The sequence below is a fragment of the Phaeobacter sp. genome, assembly GCF_022825805.1.
In the GTDB taxonomy this organism is placed as follows: domain Bacteria; phylum Pseudomonadota; class Alphaproteobacteria; order Rhodobacterales; family Rhodobacteraceae; genus Phaeobacter.
This window is the reverse complement of the sequence record NZ_JAJDWC010000081.1, coordinates 1-18,825: the sequence shown is the minus strand read 5'-3', so window position 1 is coordinate 18,825 and position 18,825 is coordinate 1. Positions and strand designations below refer to the sequence as shown.

The 18,825-nt window shown below is 57.1% G+C and carries 23 protein-coding genes; 18 read left to right on the top strand and 5 right to left on the bottom strand.

The window, feature by feature from the left end:
* The first annotated feature begins 38 nt into the window (after nucleotides 1–38).
* The gene (locus Q0C28_RS08820; RefSeq protein ID WP_293574909.1) at nucleotides 39–1,235 is read left to right on the top strand and encodes an MFS transporter; all 1,197 of its coding nucleotides are present in this window, start codon (nucleotides 39–41) and stop codon (nucleotides 1,233–1,235) included.
* A 36-nt stretch (nucleotides 1,236–1,271) separates the two neighbouring features.
* On the opposite strand, the gene Q0C28_RS08815 is transcribed toward Q0C28_RS08820, so the two are convergent.
* Nucleotides 1,272–1,943, bottom strand: a complete 672-nt coding sequence (locus tag Q0C28_RS08815) for an SGNH/GDSL hydrolase family protein (RefSeq protein WP_293574907.1) — start codon at nucleotides 1,941–1,943, stop codon at nucleotides 1,272–1,274.
* Between the two features lie 170 nt (nucleotides 1,944–2,113).
* Nucleotides 2,114–2,407 carry a hypothetical protein gene (locus Q0C28_RS08810; protein ID WP_293574905.1) on the bottom strand — a complete coding sequence of 98 codons (294 nt, stop codon included), beginning with the start codon at nucleotides 2,405–2,407 and terminating at the stop codon, nucleotides 2,114–2,116.
* 216 nt (nucleotides 2,408–2,623) lie between these two features.
* Here Q0C28_RS08810 and phnC point away from each other — a divergent pair, with 216 nt between their 5' ends.
* The 5 genes from phnC to Q0C28_RS08785 all read left to right on the top strand — a co-directional run bounded on the left by phnC (nucleotide 2,624) and on the right by Q0C28_RS08785 (nucleotide 7,373).
* Nucleotides 2,624–3,433 (top strand): phosphonate ABC transporter ATP-binding protein, encoded by an 810-nt coding sequence (gene phnC / locus Q0C28_RS08805; RefSeq protein WP_293574903.1) that lies wholly within the window; start codon nucleotides 2,624–2,626, stop codon nucleotides 3,431–3,433.
* 59 nt (nucleotides 3,434–3,492) lie between these two features.
* Nucleotides 3,493–4,404, top strand: coding sequence for a phosphonate ABC transporter substrate-binding protein (gene phnD, locus Q0C28_RS08800; RefSeq protein WP_293574901.1), 912 nt, complete (start codon nucleotides 3,493–3,495; stop codon nucleotides 4,402–4,404).
* Nucleotides 4,405–4,516: 112 nt separating this feature from the next.
* A complete protein-coding gene (gene phnE, locus Q0C28_RS08795; RefSeq protein ID WP_293574899.1) occupies nucleotides 4,517–5,392 on the top strand; it encodes a phosphonate ABC transporter, permease protein PhnE in 876 nt (291 codons plus the stop codon).
* The gene (gene phnE / locus Q0C28_RS08790; protein WP_293574897.1) at nucleotides 5,389–6,702 is read left to right on the top strand and encodes a phosphonate ABC transporter, permease protein PhnE; all 1,314 of its coding nucleotides are present in this window, start codon (nucleotides 5,389–5,391) and stop codon (nucleotides 6,700–6,702) included. Before phnE (Q0C28_RS08795) ends, phnE (Q0C28_RS08790) begins: the two co-directional genes overlap by 4 nt.
* Nucleotides 6,702–7,373, top strand: coding sequence for a DapH/DapD/GlmU-related protein (locus Q0C28_RS08785; RefSeq protein ID WP_293574895.1), 672 nt, complete (start codon nucleotides 6,702–6,704; stop codon nucleotides 7,371–7,373). The genes phnE (Q0C28_RS08790) and Q0C28_RS08785 overlap by 1 nt, the downstream gene beginning before the upstream one ends.
* A gap of 31 nt (nucleotides 7,374–7,404) precedes the next feature.
* Here the strand turns inward: Q0C28_RS08785 and phnF are convergent, their stop codons facing one another.
* Complete coding sequence (phnF, locus tag Q0C28_RS08780) at nucleotides 7,405–8,124, bottom strand: phosphonate metabolism transcriptional regulator PhnF (RefSeq protein ID WP_293574894.1); 720 nt, start codon at nucleotides 8,122–8,124, stop codon at nucleotides 7,405–7,407.
* 81 nt (nucleotides 8,125–8,205) lie between these two features.
* Here phnF and phnG point away from each other — a divergent pair, with 81 nt between their 5' ends.
* The 11 genes from phnG to Q0C28_RS08725 all read left to right on the top strand — a co-directional run bounded on the left by phnG (nucleotide 8,206) and on the right by Q0C28_RS08725 (nucleotide 17,028).
* On the top strand, nucleotides 8,206–8,661 hold the full coding sequence (gene phnG, locus Q0C28_RS08775) for a phosphonate C-P lyase system protein PhnG (protein WP_293574892.1): 456 nt from the start codon (nucleotides 8,206–8,208) through the stop codon (nucleotides 8,659–8,661).
* On the top strand, nucleotides 8,661–9,224 hold the full coding sequence (gene phnH, locus Q0C28_RS08770; RefSeq protein ID WP_293574890.1) for a phosphonate C-P lyase system protein PhnH: 564 nt from the start codon (nucleotides 8,661–8,663) through the stop codon (nucleotides 9,222–9,224). Before phnG ends, phnH begins: the two co-directional genes overlap by 1 nt.
* The gene (locus Q0C28_RS08765) at nucleotides 9,224–10,312 is read left to right on the top strand and encodes a carbon-phosphorus lyase complex subunit PhnI (RefSeq protein WP_293574888.1); all 1,089 of its coding nucleotides are present in this window, start codon (nucleotides 9,224–9,226) and stop codon (nucleotides 10,310–10,312) included. Before phnH ends, Q0C28_RS08765 begins: the two co-directional genes overlap by 1 nt.
* Nucleotides 10,309–10,902, top strand: a complete 594-nt coding sequence (locus tag Q0C28_RS08760; RefSeq protein WP_293574886.1) for an HAD family phosphatase — start codon at nucleotides 10,309–10,311, stop codon at nucleotides 10,900–10,902. The genes Q0C28_RS08765 and Q0C28_RS08760 overlap by 4 nt, the downstream gene beginning before the upstream one ends.
* Nucleotides 10,899–11,810 (top strand): alpha-D-ribose 1-methylphosphonate 5-phosphate C-P-lyase PhnJ, encoded by a 912-nt coding sequence (locus tag Q0C28_RS08755; protein WP_293574884.1) that lies wholly within the window; start codon nucleotides 10,899–10,901, stop codon nucleotides 11,808–11,810. Before Q0C28_RS08760 ends, Q0C28_RS08755 begins: the two co-directional genes overlap by 4 nt.
* Nucleotides 11,807–12,589 (top strand): phosphonate C-P lyase system protein PhnK, encoded by a 783-nt coding sequence (gene phnK, locus Q0C28_RS08750; protein ID WP_293574882.1) that lies wholly within the window; start codon nucleotides 11,807–11,809, stop codon nucleotides 12,587–12,589. The genes Q0C28_RS08755 and phnK overlap by 4 nt, the downstream gene beginning before the upstream one ends.
* A 3-nt stretch (nucleotides 12,590–12,592) precedes the next feature.
* Nucleotides 12,593–13,315 carry a phosphonate C-P lyase system protein PhnL gene (phnL, locus tag Q0C28_RS08745; RefSeq protein WP_293574880.1) on the top strand — a complete coding sequence of 241 codons (723 nt, stop codon included), beginning with the start codon at nucleotides 12,593–12,595 and terminating at the stop codon, nucleotides 13,313–13,315.
* Entirely contained in the window at nucleotides 13,312–13,857 is a 546-nt protein-coding gene (gene phnN / locus Q0C28_RS08740; protein WP_293574878.1) for a phosphonate metabolism protein/1,5-bisphosphokinase (PRPP-forming) PhnN, read from the top strand. The genes phnL and phnN overlap by 4 nt, the downstream gene beginning before the upstream one ends.
* Before the next feature lie 348 nt (nucleotides 13,858–14,205).
* Nucleotides 14,206–15,399: an alpha-D-ribose 1-methylphosphonate 5-triphosphate diphosphatase gene (locus tag Q0C28_RS08735; protein ID WP_293574876.1), complete on the top strand. Its 1,194-nt coding sequence runs from the start codon at nucleotides 14,206–14,208 to the stop codon at nucleotides 15,397–15,399.
* Nucleotides 15,400–15,946: 547 nt separating this feature from the next.
* On the top strand, nucleotides 15,947–16,336 hold the full coding sequence (locus Q0C28_RS08730; protein WP_293574874.1) for an MbcA/ParS/Xre antitoxin family protein: 390 nt from the start codon (nucleotides 15,947–15,949) through the stop codon (nucleotides 16,334–16,336).
* Nucleotides 16,333–17,028, top strand: coding sequence for an RES family NAD+ phosphorylase (locus Q0C28_RS08725; protein ID WP_293574872.1), 696 nt, complete (start codon nucleotides 16,333–16,335; stop codon nucleotides 17,026–17,028). The genes Q0C28_RS08730 and Q0C28_RS08725 overlap by 4 nt, the downstream gene beginning before the upstream one ends.
* 382 nt (nucleotides 17,029–17,410) lie before the next feature.
* On the opposite strand, the gene Q0C28_RS08720 is transcribed toward Q0C28_RS08725, so the two are convergent.
* Nucleotides 17,411–17,614, bottom strand: a complete 204-nt coding sequence (locus Q0C28_RS08720) for a type II toxin-antitoxin system PemK/MazF family toxin (protein WP_293574986.1) — start codon at nucleotides 17,612–17,614, stop codon at nucleotides 17,411–17,413.
* Nucleotides 17,587–17,742: an antitoxin MazE-like protein gene (locus Q0C28_RS08715; protein ID WP_293574870.1), complete on the bottom strand. Its 156-nt coding sequence runs from the start codon at nucleotides 17,740–17,742 to the stop codon at nucleotides 17,587–17,589. The genes Q0C28_RS08720 and Q0C28_RS08715 overlap by 28 nt, the downstream gene beginning before the upstream one ends.
* Nucleotides 17,743–18,411: 669 nt before the next feature.
* Between Q0C28_RS08715 and Q0C28_RS08710 the strand changes: the two genes are divergently transcribed.
* On the top strand, nucleotides 18,412–18,825 hold a 414-nt coding region (locus Q0C28_RS08710), incomplete at its 3' end, for a hypothetical protein (protein ID WP_293574868.1).

Here is an 18,825-nt window from a genome sequence, read left to right as displayed (position 1 = left end):
CGCTTGTAAGTTCGGGTCATCCTGTGTCGTTTGGCAGCATGAAACTGAGCGGTCCCTTCCTATTTATCCTCGCAACACTGATGATCGATGCCATCGGTATCGGCATCGTGTTTCCCATCATGCCCGATCTCATGGATCGGGTTGGCGCTGGCAGCACTGCCGAAGGCGCGTTTTGGGGCGGCGTGATGATGTCGGCCTATGCGGCCACGATGTTCTTGTTCGGGCCGATCATTGGCAGCCTTTCGGATGCTTATGGGCGCAAGCCGGTGTTGCTTGTCGCGCTGGTGACGCTGACGCTGGACTACATCATCATGGCGTTGGCGCCGACCTATTGGCTGTTGCTGGTGGGGCGTATCATCGCCGGATTGGCGGGGGCGACCTATATCACGGCGACCGCCTACATCTCTGATATCGCGAAACCGGAAGAGCGTAGCGCAAGTTTTGGCATGATTGGCGCAGCCTTTGGAATTGGGTTTGTCCTTGGCCCGGCTCTTGGTGGGCTGGCCTCGGGCATTCATGTCACGGCGCCCTTTTGGATCGCGGCGGGTTTGTCGGCGCTCAATGTGCTGTTTGGGCTGTTTATCCTGCCGGAATCGCTCAAAAAGCAAAACCGCCGCCCGTTCGGTCGGCGTGATCTCAACCCCTTTGGCAGCATCGGGCGGGCCTTTCTGACCCCGGGGCTGGCGATCCCGTTGATCTGTATTTTTGTGTTTGAATTCGCCAATATGGTCTACCCGACGCTCTGGGCCTTCTGGGGGCGCGAGGTGTTTGCCTGGGATGGCTTTACCATCGGTTTGACGCTGTCAGGCTATGGCGTATTGATTGCCATCGTGCAGGCGGGCGTTCTGCCGCGCCTCACCAAAAGGTTGGGGGATTACCCGACACTGGTGCTGGCGGTGGCGGCTGCGGTGGTCGGCATGATCGGCTTTGGGTTTTCGACCGCTGTCTGGGCCGTCATCCTGTTTTTGCCCATTGCGGCCCTTTCGGATATGGCGCCGCCTTTGATGACTGCTTTTGCTGCCAACCGGGTGGGCGAGGACCAGCAGGGTCTGGTGCAAGGCGTCATTGCCTCCCTAACCTCGGTGGCGGCGGTTCTGGCGCCGCTCACCTTAACGGGATTGTTCGAGCATTACGTGAACGGCACTTCGATCTACTTCCCCGGCGCGCCATTTATCCTGTCGGCGCTGTTGATCGTGGCCATCGTTCCTCTGGTGCTGCGCATTCAACGTCAGTGATCGGCCAAGTGCCCCTTGCGAGGAGCGCTCGGCTATTTAGCGCGTCGTAGACGCGCGCAGCTGAGGTTGCAGAACGGCCGCAATTGCTGCGGCGATGAGATCGGAACCAAGTGCAGAAGGGTGCAGTCTGTCGGCGGCAAAGAGCGCGGTGTTCTGCGGTGAAAATGTTGCATCCAGATCAATCAGCGTTACCCCGGCATCTTGCGCAGCCATGCGCGCTAGGCGCTGTTCAAACTGTCGGTAGGGGCGCAGACAGCCGCTGTTGGCGAACCGCGGTGCCGTGTAATATTCGACCCAGATGACGCGGGCCCCTGTTTGGCGGAGCTTCCTAACCATGGTGGGAATGGCGCCATCGCTTGCATCACGCGTGATCAACTGATCCAGAGTGGCGTTACAGCTCTGGCAGCCACAATTGGCCCGCAGATCATTGGCACCACCGTTCAGGATCACCCATTCGGCCCGCAGCGGCTCGGCCTGACGGGTAATGTTCAAAGGGCCGCGGTTCAAAAGGCTGGGTCCATCGGTGATACGGGCAAACGACAGCGACACGTCCCCAACGGGCTGCTGCAGTCGCGCGCTCAGCCGGGCGGCGACAGATTGGTTCGCACCGCGGTTCCACGCCATCACGGAATCCCCGGCAACTATGATACGCGCATCATCCGGCACACCGCGTCCACAGGCGGTGAGCAGGCACAGAAGAATAATCATCAACCTCGTCATAGCCCCGAACCTATGTTGGATTGCGGCGGCGGCAAGCAGGTAGGCGATTTGGGATCGGTTAGGTGTCCGGGCTCACTTTGGCAGCGTCACGTTGGAAGGTTCACGTTCGCGGGCTCGGGGCCGTGAGCTCGGGGCTATGGGCTCGGGGCTGGGGCCGCTTAGGCTGGTTCCATCGGGGCGCCTTCCCAGTGTTCGCCCATGGCAACGATGCAAGATGTGCCGTTTGCGTAGTTCTGGACAATCATCCAATCACCGCTCCGGCGAGTGACCCAAACCTCCAGCATGGTTTCCGGATCGCGCAGGCCGATGCCCTGACGTTCTGCGCCCAAAACGTCCTGGAGCATATTGGTCATTCGCGCGCTGTCGTCGCAGCTGACGTCTGTCATTTTCGCATGGGCGACTGTTGGCAGGGCGACAGAGATCGCCAATACAAATAGGGAACTTGTACGCATGGCAGTATGCTAACAGGATCGGGCCGCGTTTTGTAACAAAATCATGACGCCCTGTGGATAAAACCCAGTTGAGCACATCCTACGCGGGTTGGTTGCGTGTGAGACGAGACCTTCGCCTGTCACAAATCTTTTGCTCAATTGCCAATAAACTGAATCAAAACTGCCACGCAGCTGTAGCGTAGCGCCAATATTACCGCCCCAAACATTGGGGGCGATATGCTGAAAATCGATGCGCTGACAAAGCGGTTTGGACAAAATACAGCTGTTGATGCAGCGCAGGTTTCTGTCGACCGACCAACGATGATAGGGATCATTGGACGCTCTGGTGCGGGGAAATCCACCCTGCTTAGAATGGTCAATCGTCTCAGCGATGCGAGCAGCGGAACGATCACCTTTGAGGGTGAAGAAATCACCGCTTTGCGTGGAGCGGCTAAGCGGGACTGGCAGTCGCGCTGTGCGATGATTTTTCAGCAGTTCAACCTGGTTCCGCGTATGGATGTGGTATCAAACGTGCTGCACGGCACTTTGAACAAGCGGTCCACATTTGCGACGATGTTCAATCTCTATCCGCAAGCTGATATCCATAAAGCGATTGAAATTCTGGACCGTCTGGGCATCGCAGAGCAAGCATCCAAGCGCGCCGAGGCATTGTCTGGAGGTCAACAACAGCGGGTCGCCATCGCGCGGGCGCTGATGCAAGATCCCAAGATCATTCTGGCTGACGAGCCGATCGCCTCGCTGGATCCCATGAATGCCCAAGTGGTGATGCAAAGCTTGCGCGATATCCACGAGCAAGATGGCCGCATGGTCATTGCCAATCTCCACACATTGGACACGGCCCGGCGTTATTGTGATCGCGTGATCGGCATGCGCGATGGTCGCATTGTCTTTGATGGCACGCCGGCACAGCTGACCTCTGGTGTTGCGCGCGACATCTATGGGGCAGGGGCGGATTTTTCCGAGGCCGCAACATCTACCGAAATCGAAACACTGGACAGGTCTGCACAGCAGAAAGCTTACGCCTGAGCCAGTCATCACCCGCGCCTTTCGCGGGCCACCTTCATCAAACCAAACTGGAGAGACTGATGAAAAAGACCCTCGTATCGGCGTTTGTCGCCACCACAGCACTCAGCGGCGCTGCGTTCGCTGAAAACATCACCGAATTCCGCATCGGCGTATTGGGCGGCGAAAACGCTCAGGATCGCATCAACAACTACCAGTGTCTGGTTGACTACACGACAGAAGCACTGGGCGTTGAGACAAAGGTTTTCGCCCCGGCTGACTACAATGGCGTGATCCAGGGTCTGCTGGGCGGCACCATTGACATGGCGTGGTTAGGTGCATCGTCTTATGCTGCGACCTACCTGCAGGATCCCGAAGCGGTTGAACCCGTTCTGGTCAAGGTGAACCTGGACGGTTCCATCGGCTATCATTCGATTGGTTTTGCGCGCAAAGACAGCGGTGTCACCTCGCTTGACGATATGGAAGGCAAGGTCTTTGGCTTTGGTGATCCGAACTCCACCTCCGGTTACCTGATCCCGTCCATCGAGATCCCACAGTACAAAGACGGGATCACAATGGAATCGGGTGAATACTTCGGTGAGGTCAAATTCACCGGCGGCCACGAGCAGACCATCGTTGCGGTGAGCAACGGTGACATTGACGGTGGTGTGACCTGGGCCGATGGTCAGGGCAACTGGGAAGATGGCTACAACTCCGGGGCTCTTCGCCGCGCCGTGGATGCGGGCCTTGTAGACATGAACGACCTGGTTCAGATCTGGAAATCGGATGTTATCCCAGAAGGCCCTGTTGTCCTGCGTTCCGCTCTGCCTCATGACGTCAAAGTTAAGATGACTGCTCTCATGGACACTCTCTATGAGAAAGATGCCGACTGTTCCTACGGCGTTTTTGCAGGCGACAACCTGGGTGCGGAACCTGTGACCCACGACACCTACATCTCGATCGTCGAAGCACGCAAAGCGAAAATTGGCGGGTAATCGCTGGGCGATCGTCCAGCTGGCTGCGCGGCTTTCATAGATATTCACGCAGCCACACCTGCAACATCCAGGGTGCCCCGATTGGGGCATCCTTTTCTGACAAGAGGGCAGCATGGCAGAAATATCCGCAAGCGGCGCGCCGCAAAGCGTGGCCGGCATCCAATCGAGCTATCTGGCGCAGGTTCAACGCCGCAGGTTTTATGGCGGGCTGACGCTGCTCATTTTCGTCATCCTGATGGTGTCGGGCTTCAACATCGCAGATGACCGCAACGCGGGCGGTTTCTGGGAGGGGTTGCACCAGATTGGCGACTACCCGGCCGATGTTCTGTCCGAAGCCTGGGAGAAACGCGCCGACCTGCCAGGTCTGATCGCCAAGTATGTCCCGGCTCTTGTTGAGACCATCAATATTGCCGCTGTCTCGACTTTGATTGGTGTTGCGGGTGGCATTTTCTTGTCCTTGCTGGGAACGCGCGGGTTGGCCAGATGGCCCCGTCTGATCCCGCTCTTTCGTCGGATCTCTGACATCATGCGCGCGGTGCCTGAAATCGTTATTGCGTTGGTGCTTATCTTTGTCCTTGGAGGTGGGCCAGTGCCCGCCATGATCGCCATTGCCATTCACACGGCCGGTGCCCTTGGCAAAATGTTCTCGGAGGTGGCCGAAAACGCTGATTTAAAACCGGTTGAGGGGCTTGCTTCAACCGGGGCGACCTGGTCACAGCGCATGCTGTTGGGCGTGTTGCCGCAGGTCGCTCCGAACTATATCAGCTATTCGCTGCTGCGGTTTGAGATCAATATCCGCGCATCAGCCATCCTGGGTTTTGTTGGCGCCGGTGGCATCGGATACGAGCTGCGCAACGCCATGGCCTGGGGGCCTGGCCGGTTCGATGAGGCCGCAGCGATCTTCATTCTGCTTTTCGGCACAATCGTCTTCTTTGATCAGGTTTCCAGCCGCTACCGCAACCGCCTTACAGAGGGGCAGGGCCAATGACTGCAATCGATCTGAACCTGACCAAACAGGACGCCGACAAACTGTTTCAGCGCAAGCGTCTGATCGGCTTTAGCATTCCGGCACTTATTTTCGCTTATCTCGTTTATATCTTTTTTGCATTCGATGTCCCTGGTCTTGCGGGGCGCGCCAATCTCGACAACGCAGTGACGCTGGCATCTGACAGCTGGTCGCACAAAGTTCACGTTACGCGTGACAACCGTTCGGGCGAGATCAGCTATGCCGTCGAGGGGGAGCGCAAAGGGCTCTACCCGGACGGCCAGCGCCCTGATTGGGTCAGTGGCGATAGTGTGGTCACCATCGATTTGGGCGGTGATCATATTGTCCGGTATCTGCCCGATAACCGGACAGAGGTTGAGGTGCCTGGTTTCCCATTGATCGAGGTTCAGGCGGTGGGGCGCACGCTGACAAGCAACTTGCCCGCAGATTTGCCTGATTGGATTTCCGCCTCCAACCGGCGGATCGCGATTACAACGCCAGAGGGTCGGGTCACCCTGACCGGTGCGCGCTCTGAGGTGTTCAACTATTTCCCTGGCTGGGAGCTGTTTTGGTTCACACTCGACAGCCCTTACCATGGGCAGAGCCTTGGCAAGATCTTGCTTGGCCCGCGTCTTGACCCGGATCGCAGCAATATTGGTGGTGCGGTATCCGACTGGTGGAACAACAAAATGTGGCGGCACAAGGATGTGGCCTGGGCCATCGGTGAAACCATTTTGATGGCGTTCCTTGGAACGATGGGCGCGGCGATCCTGGCGTTGCCACTGGCCTTTCTGGCGGCCAAACGCTTTTCGCCCGTGATGCTGGTGCGCGCGGGCACGCGGCGGATTTTTGACTTTGTGCGCGGGGTTGATGCGTTGATCTGGACGGTGGTTCTGGCACGTGCCTTTGGACCGGGGCCGCTGACCGGCGCATTGGCCATCCTGATCACTGATACGGGCACCTTTGGAAAGATCTTCTCCGAAGCGTTGGAAAACGTCGACCAGAAACAGATCGAAGGTGTGTCGTCCACGGGTGCCAAACCCCTGCAACGCTACCGTTTTGGTGTGATCCCACAGGTCGTGCCCGTTCTGTTGGCGCAGATCCTCTATTTCCTGGAATCCAACACGCGCTCGGCCACAATCATTGGTGCGATCACCGGGGGCGGTATCGGCCTGATGCTGACCCAGGCGATCCAGACCCAAAAGGACTGGGAGGAAGTCGCCTATTACATCAGCCTGATCGTCGTCATGGTGATGTTTATGGATTGGCTCTCGGGTTGGTTGCGGAGCAAATTGATAGGGCGCAAAGACTGATGCCACGGCTTAGCGCAACAGAGCCCTTCATTCACCCGGACTGCGACATCACGGACAGCACCTTTGGGGCATATGTCGAGATTGGCAAGGGCAGCCGGGTGAACAATTCTCGGTTTGGGGACTATTCCTATTGCGACCGTTATGCCGACATCGCGAATGCCCAGATCGGTAAGTTCGCCAATATCGCAGCGTTCTCCCGGATTGGTGCGACGGACCATCCACTGCACACCGCGTCTTGCCATCATTTTCTCTACAGATCGGATGACTACTGGGACGATGCGGAACGAGATGAAGCGTTTTTTGAGCACCGCCGCTCCCGGACGGCGCGCATTGGTCATGACACCTGGATTGGCGCGGGTGCGATGATCAAGCCAGAGGTCACCCTGGGGCACGGGGCGGTTGTTGCCGCGGGCGCAGTCGTGACAAAGGACGTTGATCCCTACACCATCGTGGCGGGTACACCGGCCAAACCCTTGCGCCAGCGCCAACCGGTCGAGATTGCAGAACGGCTGATCGCCTTGTCCTGGTGGGATTGGCCGCATGAGGCCCTTCATACCGCACTTCAGGATTTCAGGGCCCTCAATGCAGAGGCTTTTTTGGAAAAATATGAAGGCACTCGAAGTTCCGACGAGGCCACCACCGACGCTAAGGCCACGGGCGAGATTGCATGATGTTACAATGCGTCACGTGGCGAATGTTGCACTAGGTTTCCAGCGTTAGCGTAACGCGATCTCCAGCAAACCATGTGCGGCCGTATTCGATTGGCAGGCCCGTTTCATCGACATTCACGCTTGTGGACTTCAGCAACGGGTCACCCTCAGCCACATGCAGATGCAGGGCTTGCGTCGCAGAGGCGCGCACCGCCGTGAGCCGGGTCGACGCACGGGTGTAATCAGAAATCCCAACCGTTTTCAGAGCTTCGGTAATGCTCGTGTGCAAACGCAAAGCATCGTCAATTCCATGCAGGTGTTCTGCGGGAAATACGCTTTCGACAACGGCCACCGGCTGGCCATCCGCCAGGGACAGACCGTGATAGGCACAGACAGGCGCGCCTTGTGCAATCCGCAGGGCCTGCGCTTCGCCAGTTGTGGCAATGCGGCTGTCGATTTGCAGGACTTTCTTTGCTGGGCGGCGCCCGGCAGCGATTAGATTTTCATGGAATCGCACCCGTTTGCCAATGGCATAATCCGTTGGCGTTGCAGCGACAAACGCGCCAGATCCGCGGCGGGTTCGGATCAAGCCTTCTTCGACCAATGCCGCGATGCCGTGGCGCACCGTGTGCCGGTTAACCCCGAACCTTTCAGCCATTTCAGCCTCGGTCGGAAGCTTGTCGCCGGGGACATATCGACCATCCGCGAGGTCGTCCCGCAGCGCATTTGCGATGGCTTGCCAAATGGGGGTTTTGCCTAAGGTGTCACGCAAGTTTCACAAATCTCTTCTGTCGCTACAGGGGAATTCTGCTAAGATATGTATAGTTGTATAGTATATGGAAAAGTTGTCGGGATGAAAGACACTTTTGACGAAAAACACGAGCGGAAGGCCTGGATGAGCCTGTTGGCCAAGGCGCCTGAAGGTCGCATCTCCAGCCTGCTTGATGCTGCAATTGCAAGGCCGGATTTCACGTGGCTTCGGGCCCCTGAAATTGGCAGCACCATGGTTCGGGGTCGCGCGGGCGGTACTGGCACGCCCTTCAATATCGGCGAGATGACTGTGACGCGCTGTGCTCTGACACTCGCCAGTGGTGAAGTGGGGCACGCCTACATCCAGGGTCGCCGCAAGTCAGATGCCGAGGCCGCAGCTCTGGTCGATGCGCTTATGCAGAGCGACGCTGCGGATGCCATTTGGTCCGCTGTGCTTGAGCCGCTCCAGGCTGAACAGAGTGCTGTCAAACTGGCGCGCGCTGAAAAAGCGGCGGCGACAAAGGTTGAGTTTTTCACGATGGCCCGAGGAGAGGATTGATGCAGGCTCAGACGCTTTCAGGCGGGTTTGATAGGCCGCCCGTACAATCTGCCCACGCTTTTCGCGCGGTGATGGATGCGATGGCCCGTCCTGGTCGGATCAGCAGGATTTCTGGCGCCCAGCCACCTGCGCCGTTGTCGATTGCCGCGGGCAGTGTGTTGTTGACACTGTGTGATACCGACACCCCTGTCTACCTTGCTGGTGACACCGATACGGATGATGTTCGCGCCTGGCTGGCCTTTCACACTGGCGCGCCGCTGACGGGCCCGTCCCATGCCACCTTTGCGGTTGGTGGTTGGTCGTCGCTGATGCCGCTTTCGGCTTATGCAATCGGAACGTCGGAATATCCGGATCGGTCGGCAACCTTGTTGGTTGAATGCACCGAGCTGAGTGCATCAGGCGCGCGTTTGACCGGTCCTGGCATTCAGTCTGAAGCCGCTTTGTCCTTGCCGGATGTGCAGTCTTTTCAGGACAACAGCGCTCTCTTTCCGCTCGGGCTGGATTTCATTTTCACCTGCGGTGGCCACCTGGCCGCTTTGCCGCGCAGCACAAAGGTGTCCTGATGTATGTGGCTGTGAAAGGGGGCGAGCGCGCCATTGAAAGCGCTCATGCCTGGTTGGCTGAAGAGCGCAGGGGTGATCCAAGCGTTGCCGAGCTGTCCATTTTCCAAATCCGCGAACAGCTGAAGCTGGCGGTGGATCGCGTAATGACCGAAGGGTCGCTTTATGATCCTGATCTGGCGGCGTTGGCGATCAAGCAATCGCGTGGAGATCTGATTGAAGCCATCTTTCTGATCCGCGCGTATCGCACCACGTTGCCGCGATTTGGTGCCTCGAAGCCTGTGGATACCGGTGCCATGGCGTGCGACCGGCGCATCTCGGCCACGTTTAAGGATCTCCCTGGTGGGCAAGTGCTGGGGCCAACCTTTGACTACACGCATCGTTTGCTTGATTTCAAACTGGCTGCGGATGGAGATGTGCCCGAGGCACCCAGCCGCGCGGCCAGTCCTGGCGAGGTGCCCCATGTTACGGAATTTCTGAACCAGGAGGGCCTGATCGAAGAGGCCCCGCATGAGGACACAATGCCTCCCGATCTGACGCGCGAGCCTCTGGAAATGCCAGCTGACCGCGCGCTCCGTCTGCAGGCGTTGGCCCGTGCGGACGAGGGATTTACGCTTGGTTTGGCCTATTCGACACAGCGCGGCTATGGCCGCAACCACGCCTTTGTCGGTGAGCTGCGCATTGGCGCTGTTACGGTTGAGATGGACATACCCGAAGTGGGTTTCGCCGTTGAGATTGGTGAAATCACCCTGACAGAGTGTGAGACGGTGAACCAGTTCACAGGCTCCAAGACAGAGCCGCCGCAGTTCACCCGCGGTTACGGGCTGGTCTTTGGCCAGTCTGAGCGCAAATCGATCTCCATGGCGCTGGTGGACCGCGCCTTGCGTTGGGAAGAACTGGGTGAGGACAATGTGGGTGCTCCGGCACAGGATGCCGAGTTTGTGCTTTATCACGCTGACAATATCCAGGCGACGGGCTTCCTCGAGCATATCAAGCTGCCCCATTACGTCGACTTCCAGTCCGAACTTGAACTGGTGCGAAAGCTACGACGCGAAGCGGGCGCCGATCGCGTTCAGGAGGCTGCAGAATGAAACACGTCGTATTCGATATCGGTGCCGTGCTGGTGGACTGGCAGCCTGAACTTGCCTGGGCGGATGAACTTGGGTTGGATGGGGCGCGCGATTTCATTGATCGCATCGGCTTTGATAAGATCAATCTTGCCTGCGACGCCGGGGCTAGTTTTGCCCAAGCAAGCGAAGAGATCGCAAATCCCGAAGATGCTGCGCGGTTCGCACACTATGTCAGTCGCTATCACCTAACGGTGCCGCGAAAAATTGCGGGCACCTGGGAGTGTCTTTACGCGCTGAAAGCACGCGGCATCACGCTGCATGCGATCACCAACTGGTCTGCCGAAACTTGGCCAATCGGCCTGAACGTCCACCCCGAATTGGGCCAGGTTTTCGACACCACAATCGTGTCTGGGCAAGTCGGTATGATCAAACCCGGCGTGGCAATCTTCGAACTTCTTTGTGATCGCGCTGGTGTCGCTGCAGAGAACTGCATCTTCATCGACGATGGGCTGCACAATTGTCTCGGCGCGAAAGCGGCTGGAATGCACATAATCCACTTCACAGATCCTGACGCGCTCAGAGCTTCACTAGAAGCAAAGGGGGTTTTATGACCGACCAAGCTTATAACTTCGCGTATCTCGACGAACAAACGAAGCGCATGATCCGCCGAGCGATCCTTAAGGGGTTGGCGATACCGGGCTATCAGGTGCCCTTTGCCAGCCGCGAGATGCCTATGCCTTATGGCTGGGGCACAGGTGGGGTTCAGGTTTCTGCCGCGGTGCTAACACCCGAAGATACCTTCAAGGTGATTGATCAGGGCGCGGATGACACAACAAACGCGGTTTCGATCCGCTCGTTTTTTGAACGTACCGCCGGGGTGCGCACCACGACTGCGACCTGTGAAGCGAGTGTCATCCAAACCCGCCACCGCATTCCCGAAGAACCGCTGACGGAGAATCAAATCCTTGTCTATCAGGTGCCGATTCCCGAACCGCTGCGCTTTTTGGAACCTCGCGAGAGTGAGACCCGAAAGATGCACAGCCTTGAGGAATACGGGCTTATGCATGTCAAACTCTACGAGGATATCGCGCGGCATGGTCATATTGCGACCTCTTATGCCTATCCGGTGAAAGTGGAGGGTCGCTACGTTATGGATCCCTCCCCAATCCCCAAATTCGACAATCCAAAATTGGGTGATATGCACGCGGTCCAACTGTTTGGGGCAGGGCGGGAGCAACGGATTTATGCCCTGCCGCCATATACCCAGGTTGTCAGCCTCGATTTTGAAGATCACCCGTTTGAGGCCAGCAAAGCCGATCACTCATGCGGCTTGTGTGGTGCAACGGACAGTTATCTCGACGAGGTGATCACTGACGATCAAGGCGGACGAATGTTTGTCTGTTCCGACACAGACTATTGTGAGGGCCGTCGCGCCGCAGGGTTTGTTGGGGACATGTCGGCTGACAACCCGGCTGCGGCAATGATGGCAGCGCAGCCTACACTGGAGATCCAAACATGAGCACAGATCTCAGGCCGCTGTTGTCGGTCAAAGACATTTCAAAACGCTATGGCTCTCATATCGGCTGTGCTGGCGTATCCTTTGACCTCTATCCCGGCGAAGTCATGGGCATTGTTGGGGAATCTGGTTCAGGCAAGTCCACGCTGCTCAATTGCTTGGTTGGCCATCTCACTCCGGATACTGGCGAGGTGGTGTTTGACACCCGCGTAGATGGGCCCAAAGACACCACGACCATGTCAGAGTCCGAGAGACGGATGCTCGGGCGCACGGATTGGGCTTTTGTTCACCAACATGCCCGCGACGGTCTGCGTATGGGCGTGTCAGCCGGTGGCAATGTCGGCGAGCGCCTGATGGCTGTTGGCGAACGGCACTATGGCGATATTCGCGATAAGGCCACAGATTGGCTGGAACGGGTCGAGATTGATGCCGCCCGCGTCGATGACCGCCCGACCACTTTTTCCGGCGGAATGCAGCAACGCCTGCAAATCGCCCGCAATCTGGTGACCGGGCCGCGCCTTGTTTTCATGGATGAGCCGACAGGCGGGTTGGACGTATCGGTGCAGGCGCGTCTGCTTGACCTGCTGCGCGGGTTGGTGCGCGACATGGGGCTGTCCGCGATCATCGTTACCCACGACCTCGCTGTTGTGCGCCTGCTCGCCGACCGTTTGATGGTCATGAAATCGGGTAGAGTGGTTGAGGCGGGTCTGACCGATCAGGTGCTTGACGATCCGCAGCATGCCTATTCCCAGCTTCTTGTCTCTTCGGTTTTGCAGGTATGAACGATGATTGAGCTAAAAGACGTCTCGAAAACCTTCACGCTGCACAATCAGGGCAGCGCGGTCATTGAAGTGATCAACGATGTGTCCTTTCATGTGGCACCCGGCGAATGCGTGGCGCTGACCGGGGCCTCTGGCGCAGGAAAATCCACGCTGATGCGCATGATCTACGGCAATTACCTGACACAATCGGGATCGATCCGCATCGGGGATGTGGACATCGTGAAAGCCGAGCCTCGAACAGTGATTGCCATGCGCCGCGAGGTATTGGGCTATGTCAGTCAGTTCCTCCGCGTGGTGCCGCGCGTGCCGACGCTGGATGTTGTCGCAGACCCGTTACGGGCTCTGGGCGTATCTGCCGAGGAGGCGCGTGCAAGAGCGCAAGAACTGCTGACACGACTCAATATCCCTGAACGACTTTGGACACTGTCGCCCACGACGTTTTCTGGGGGTGAGCAGCAGCGGGTCAACATTGCGCGCGGCTTCGTCCATGCCTACCCGGCAATGCTGCTGGATGAACCCACGGCGAGCTTGGATGCAACGAACCGTGAAGTGGTATTGTCCCTGATAGAAGAGGCCAAAGCGGGGGGTGCCGCGATCATTGGTATTTTCCACGACGAGGCAGCGCGGGAGCGTGTCTGTGACCGCGAAATTGATGTCAGCGTCTTTACGCCTGGGCTGTCCTCATGCAGCGGATCCATCGGATATCAAAAGGAAACTGCGGCATGACCAGCGGTCGCCTCATCGCAGTGGTTGGTCCATCTGGTGTGGGAAAGGACAGTGTGATGCAAGGCGTGGCCGCGGCCGTGCCGGGATTGCATCTTGTCCGGCGAGTTATCACGCGCGCTCCGGATCTGGGCGGTGAGGACTATGATGCGGTATCGGAAACGCAGTTCGAACAGCTGGCAGACGACGGTGCGTTTGCAGTTCATTGGGGCGCGCATGGGCTGCACTATGGGATCCCGAGGTCGGTGAAATACCAACTGAACAAAGGTACGGATTGTTTGGCCAACTTCTCGCGTAAGGCACTTCAGGCTGGCGCGGATGAGTTTTCGAGTTTCGTCGTATTGAACATCACCGCCACGCCCGAGACCTTGGCTGCCCGATTATCCGCGCGCGGCCGCGAGACCGAGGCCGATATTGCCAGACGCTTGGCCGAGGCGCAAAAGCCACTACCCGATGGCCTGAACGTCATTACGTTGTCCAACGATGGCGCGCTTTGCCAGACAATAGCGCGCGCTGCGCAACTGCTTCAGCCTGTAGGCGTGTAGCGATGGATCAGTTCAAACCATCCGTTCCGTCGTTCGCCGCAAAGCGCGATCTGATCGAACATCAATGGTGTGGGGAAGCCTGGCAGATGAAGCTGGATCCTATCCGCAAGACGTGCGGCGGCTTGCTCCAAAGCCTGAGGCATCTGTCCTGGGCCCGGTCTAATTCGCGGTTTCAGAGTGGCATGAACTCCGTATTTGCGCGGTTTCATTGTGATGTCACGCAAACCGGGCAAGTCGAACAGGGGCACTTCATGGCCCGCTATACCCTTCTAGCCCAGTCACTTTGCGCCGAAGTCGGCCAGGGGGCCTTCCGGCGGAACATCGTAAATTGCAAAACGAGCGTATGATATGAACTCCTCCTTTCCCGCATCGTCTTTGACAAACGCCTTTGACGCTTCGATGTCAGGCGACCTTTGCCTCGCCAACGCCCAGCTTGTTTTTCCAGACCGCACAGCACTTGGCGCGGTCACAATCGAAGCAGGAGTCATTTCCGAGATCACCGAAGGCGACGCTGTGCCAACAGGTGCTCTGGATTGCGGTGGCGACTTGGTTCTGCCGGGTCTTGTCGAATTGCATACCGACAATGTTGAGCGTCATATTGAGCCGCGCCCAGAAGTCGACTGGCCGCATTTGCCGGCGCTCTTGGCCCATGACGCAGAATTGGCCTCAACTGGTATCACGACTGTGTTTGACGCCATGCGTGTGGGTTCTATCCATTCGGGCAAGGGACGTTACATCGATTATGCCCGCAAACTGGCGGATGAATTACTTTCCGCGCGAGCAAACGGCATGTTTAAGATCAGCCATTTCCTTCACCTACGGGCCGAGATCTGTTCGGAAACCTTGCTCGAAGAATTGGCGGCCTTTGGTCCAGAGGATCACGTGGGTATCGTCAGCTTGATGGATCACACGCCTGGTCAGCGGCAATTCCGCGATCTGGCGGCGCTCAAGACCTATGTTGCAAAGAAGCGGGGCATGAGCGATGCAGATTTTGCCGACCATGTGCAAAATCTCTTGGGCCTTCAAAAACGTTTTGGTGCCAAGCATGAAGCGGGCGCTGTGACCGAAGCCGCCCGTCTGGGCGCTGTTTTGGCCAGCCATGACGACACCACCGCGGAGCATGTTGCGACATCAGCCGCCAATGGTGTTGGTTTCGCGGAATTCCCAACAACGGTTGAAGCAGCCGAAGCCTGCCGCAACCTTGGCATCGCGGTCATGATGGGCGCGCCCAACCTCATCCGGGGTGGGTCACACTCGGGCAATGTCGCGGCTGAAGATTTGGCGACACGGGACCTTTTGGACATTATCTCGTCGGATTATGTGCCATCAGCTCTGTTGCTGTCTGCCTTTCATTTGGCGCGTGTTTGGGGAGATCTTCCGCGTGCTATCGCAACGGTCACCCGCAACCCTGCAGAGGCAGCGCGGCTTTACGACCGCGGCGTGCTGGACCCAGGAATGCGTGGCGACGTCCTGCGTGTGCACCAAGCTGGAACGACCCCATTGTTGCGCGGGGTTTGGAGCCAGGGTCAAAAGATCGGTTAAAGCTCTTGTGAGCGAGACCTGTTTCGGCTGTGCGGAACAGCCTCGTGACGGCACACTGCATGCCTCTAGGTGCTTGGTGATAGGTGGCATTCTTGCCGAGGTTCTTATGAAAACCGGCAGGAACCTGGATAGCCCATTTTGGAAATTGGGATCAGCGGTTTTCTGTTTCTTTGGCGTACAATCGATGCAAATGGGCAAATGGTAGAGCTCCGGCTGACGTTGCGACGGGATGTCAACGCAGCCAAAGCCTTTCGAAATAATGCGATCGAGCGGGTAATCGTTCGCGCCGTCCTTTCGCGATCTGCACGGACTAAGCGCTGGGTTGTCGCCTGCGGAGCGAATTGATGCCTTGCGCTCTGCAAACGGAGTAGCGAATGGCCCTCAGCGACGGGTATTTTCGGTGCTGGCCTGCGCTGTGTTTGATGGAGGCGTTGGCGCCATCTGGCGCAGTTTCATGCCCGATCTATGTTGGTCAGCATAGTCTAAAGGATCATTTGGTCTTTACATCTGGTCTATATGGTCTAACGTCAGATGCAGGAGTGAGACGATGCAGATCACCGCGAAAACTCGTGAACCCGTAGAAATCAACGCCGTTGCGCTGAAAGCTTATGCCCGTACGGCGTCCGCATGGCGCCTGACGTTGAAAGAGGCCGCGGCTTTGGCTGACATGTCCGAAAGCACATGGAAGCGCGCCAAAAAGCCCGGGTTTACTGGAGAGTTGACGAAGGATCAGCTTCTGCGGCTGTCGGCGATTATCGGTATCTACAAGTCACTGGAACTCTATTTCTCGGAACCGCTTGCCAGGAGTTGGATGACCCGGCCAAACGCAGGCCCTCTTTTTGGTGGTGCGCGACCTGTTGAAACCGCGATAGAGGGCGGGCTGCCGCATATTCTGAACATCAGAACCTATCTGGATGCGCTGCGGGGCGGGGCATGAAGCAGACGGAGATTTCGGACCGTGGTCTGATCCGGCTTCTTCCAGCAACCTATCACAAGGCGCCTGCGCTGCGGGGGTTGGTTGATTCTGATGAGGAAGCAGACATTCTGGCGGAGATCGAAGGCCTGACAAGCGCGCGCCTGGTTGCTGAGAGCGGCAAGAGCCCGCATCTTGATCCAAGAGAGCTTGCCTGGCACCGCCGCAAGGCAGACCTGCGCGTTTATGGGAACACGCATGTGAATGCAGCGTTTACCTACACCAGGGCAAGGGGGAACCGATTTAACGGAGAAGACCGCGGCGCCTGGTATTGTACGTGGGATGTCATGGTGTCCGTTGCGGAGGTTGCGTTCCATCGTACCCGCGAGCTTGGGTATGTCGGCGATTTCAACGACGTGGCACGTTACGTCGAATTGCACGCCGATTTTATCGGTATTTTTGATGACCTAACAGATGAGCCCGGCCATACTGCGCTCCACGCTGATCCCAAGGTCGGCTATCCGGCGGGTCAACACCTTGCAGATGATTTGCGGCGCACGGGATCTCGCGGTTTGATTTACCCGTCGGTGCGCGCACCGACGGGCAATTGCCTGGTGTGCTTTGATCCGCAGGCGATCCAGAACGTCCGCCCAGGCGCTTCTTGGGATCTGACCTGGGACGGTGCGCCCGACTATTCGATTCTGCCGGTTGTCTGATCAGCGGGCTTCACGCCCAACGCGCCCTGGGTGGTGGAGGGCTGCCAGAGTGAATTCCGCTCTGGAGCCTGGGAAATGCTTGAGAGTGGAAACCGCATGCGTAAGGCGTTTTATGGCGGTTGAGGTAGGATCGGAGAAACAGTTTCGGCTGATGCTTTGCCCTGAATCATCTGGCGCCGGACGTTGTCTTTTTTCAATAGATTGGTCGTGAAGTGCGGTCAGGATATGCCCAGTGACGGCCAACCATAGCACGATCCAGATGGTCCCATGCCCGGTGTGGAACAGCATGGCCATGGCCAAATAGGAACGCGCTATCATGGGCAACTGGTGGGTGTCAAAAAAACTTACGAGTTCTCCTGTGGCCTGTGACTTCAGGACGCTGCTAAGAGGTTGCGCGATCCAGCGCGCCTGAAATCGCAGGCACGCCGCGGGTGGGTGTGGTGCTGACTAGTGTCAAAGTGATCGGCAGGATTTCGACCGATCCCAGCTCGGCAAACTGATCTGCCTGTACGACGAGCGCGGGTTGAGGCTTGCCGTGGTCACCCTGAAGGGCACCCGTCACCAGATCGCCGCGCTTCGCCGGCAATCATCCAAATCAGCCTGTGCGGCGTACATGAAGTATGACAGGTCAGTGTCCTGTTGATCTTCCTTGGCTACAAGAGCGGCTTGTCGACGGCACGCGGCTGCGAAATTGGGACGACGTTTGTCAGGCACCCAGATTTGCACGGGACGTAGGCCAGCGGCGCATAGGGCATCCCGTCGCTTTTGGACACGCTAGGAAACTGGTGTAGGCATTGCATTCTCCGTGGCGGCTACACGTAACATGCCCTATGGCTGACAACGGGTTTCCAGACAGTAGAAATAGCCCATAATTTCTTAGCTTGTCGCAGTTTTGTTTAGATCGAGCGTCCCATATGAGATCGACGGGCCATCGAAAAAAATATAAGAACTGCTGATCAATCAAATGGCGATTGAAAAACTTAAAAATCAATCATGGCGTTCAGTGTGGGTTACTTGGGGATACCACATTAGGAAAATCATATGGAGTTGTTCAAAGAATCCAGATCGCTTAAGTGAATATAGAGCTGATGAAGACATTCAGGCGTCAACTGAAGATTTTGGTTGGTCTGAATATTTTTCCATTATTTATCAATTTCTTAAATTCCATTCTGAGTGACATAGCGATGTATAAGAAGCTGAGTCAGTCTTGAGACGATATGGCGAATTATAGCTCTCCCTATCGAATGGTATTTTGATGACCAAAAGACAGGCTATTTCCGCAATGGCTGATCTGGATAGGAATTGGTGCAGTCACTTTCATGGAGAAAAAAATGGCGAAAATCGATATCGCGTTCCCAACAGTTGTGAAAACAGGCACAACTGGTGACGATCAATTCACCCTTCAAGCAACTCTATTCTGACAGCGTCACTCAGTCAGACAGCGGCGGTCAAGGCGGTGCGACGGTCCGTTTTCTGGACGGCAAAGGCGGCACAGACACCATTAAGCTCAACAGCAATGCGCTGCATGATTTTGTGAGCGATGATGCCCAGACCATTTCATATGACGAGCAAACTGGCGAATGGACCATCACCAGTCTCGATACTGGTGGCTCCAGTCAAACCGTTGAGCTGCGCAATGGGTTTCGCTCGGTGTCATTCTCTGATGAGGCAACACTGACGGCTGGGATTTCGTCAAAGGGCGTGGTCAGTCCGGGTGTCGGACGTACGGCTCTGGCTGATGCTGGCGCGGATACTGGCTTTTATCACGTTGATGTTGCGGCGACAGATTACAATTGG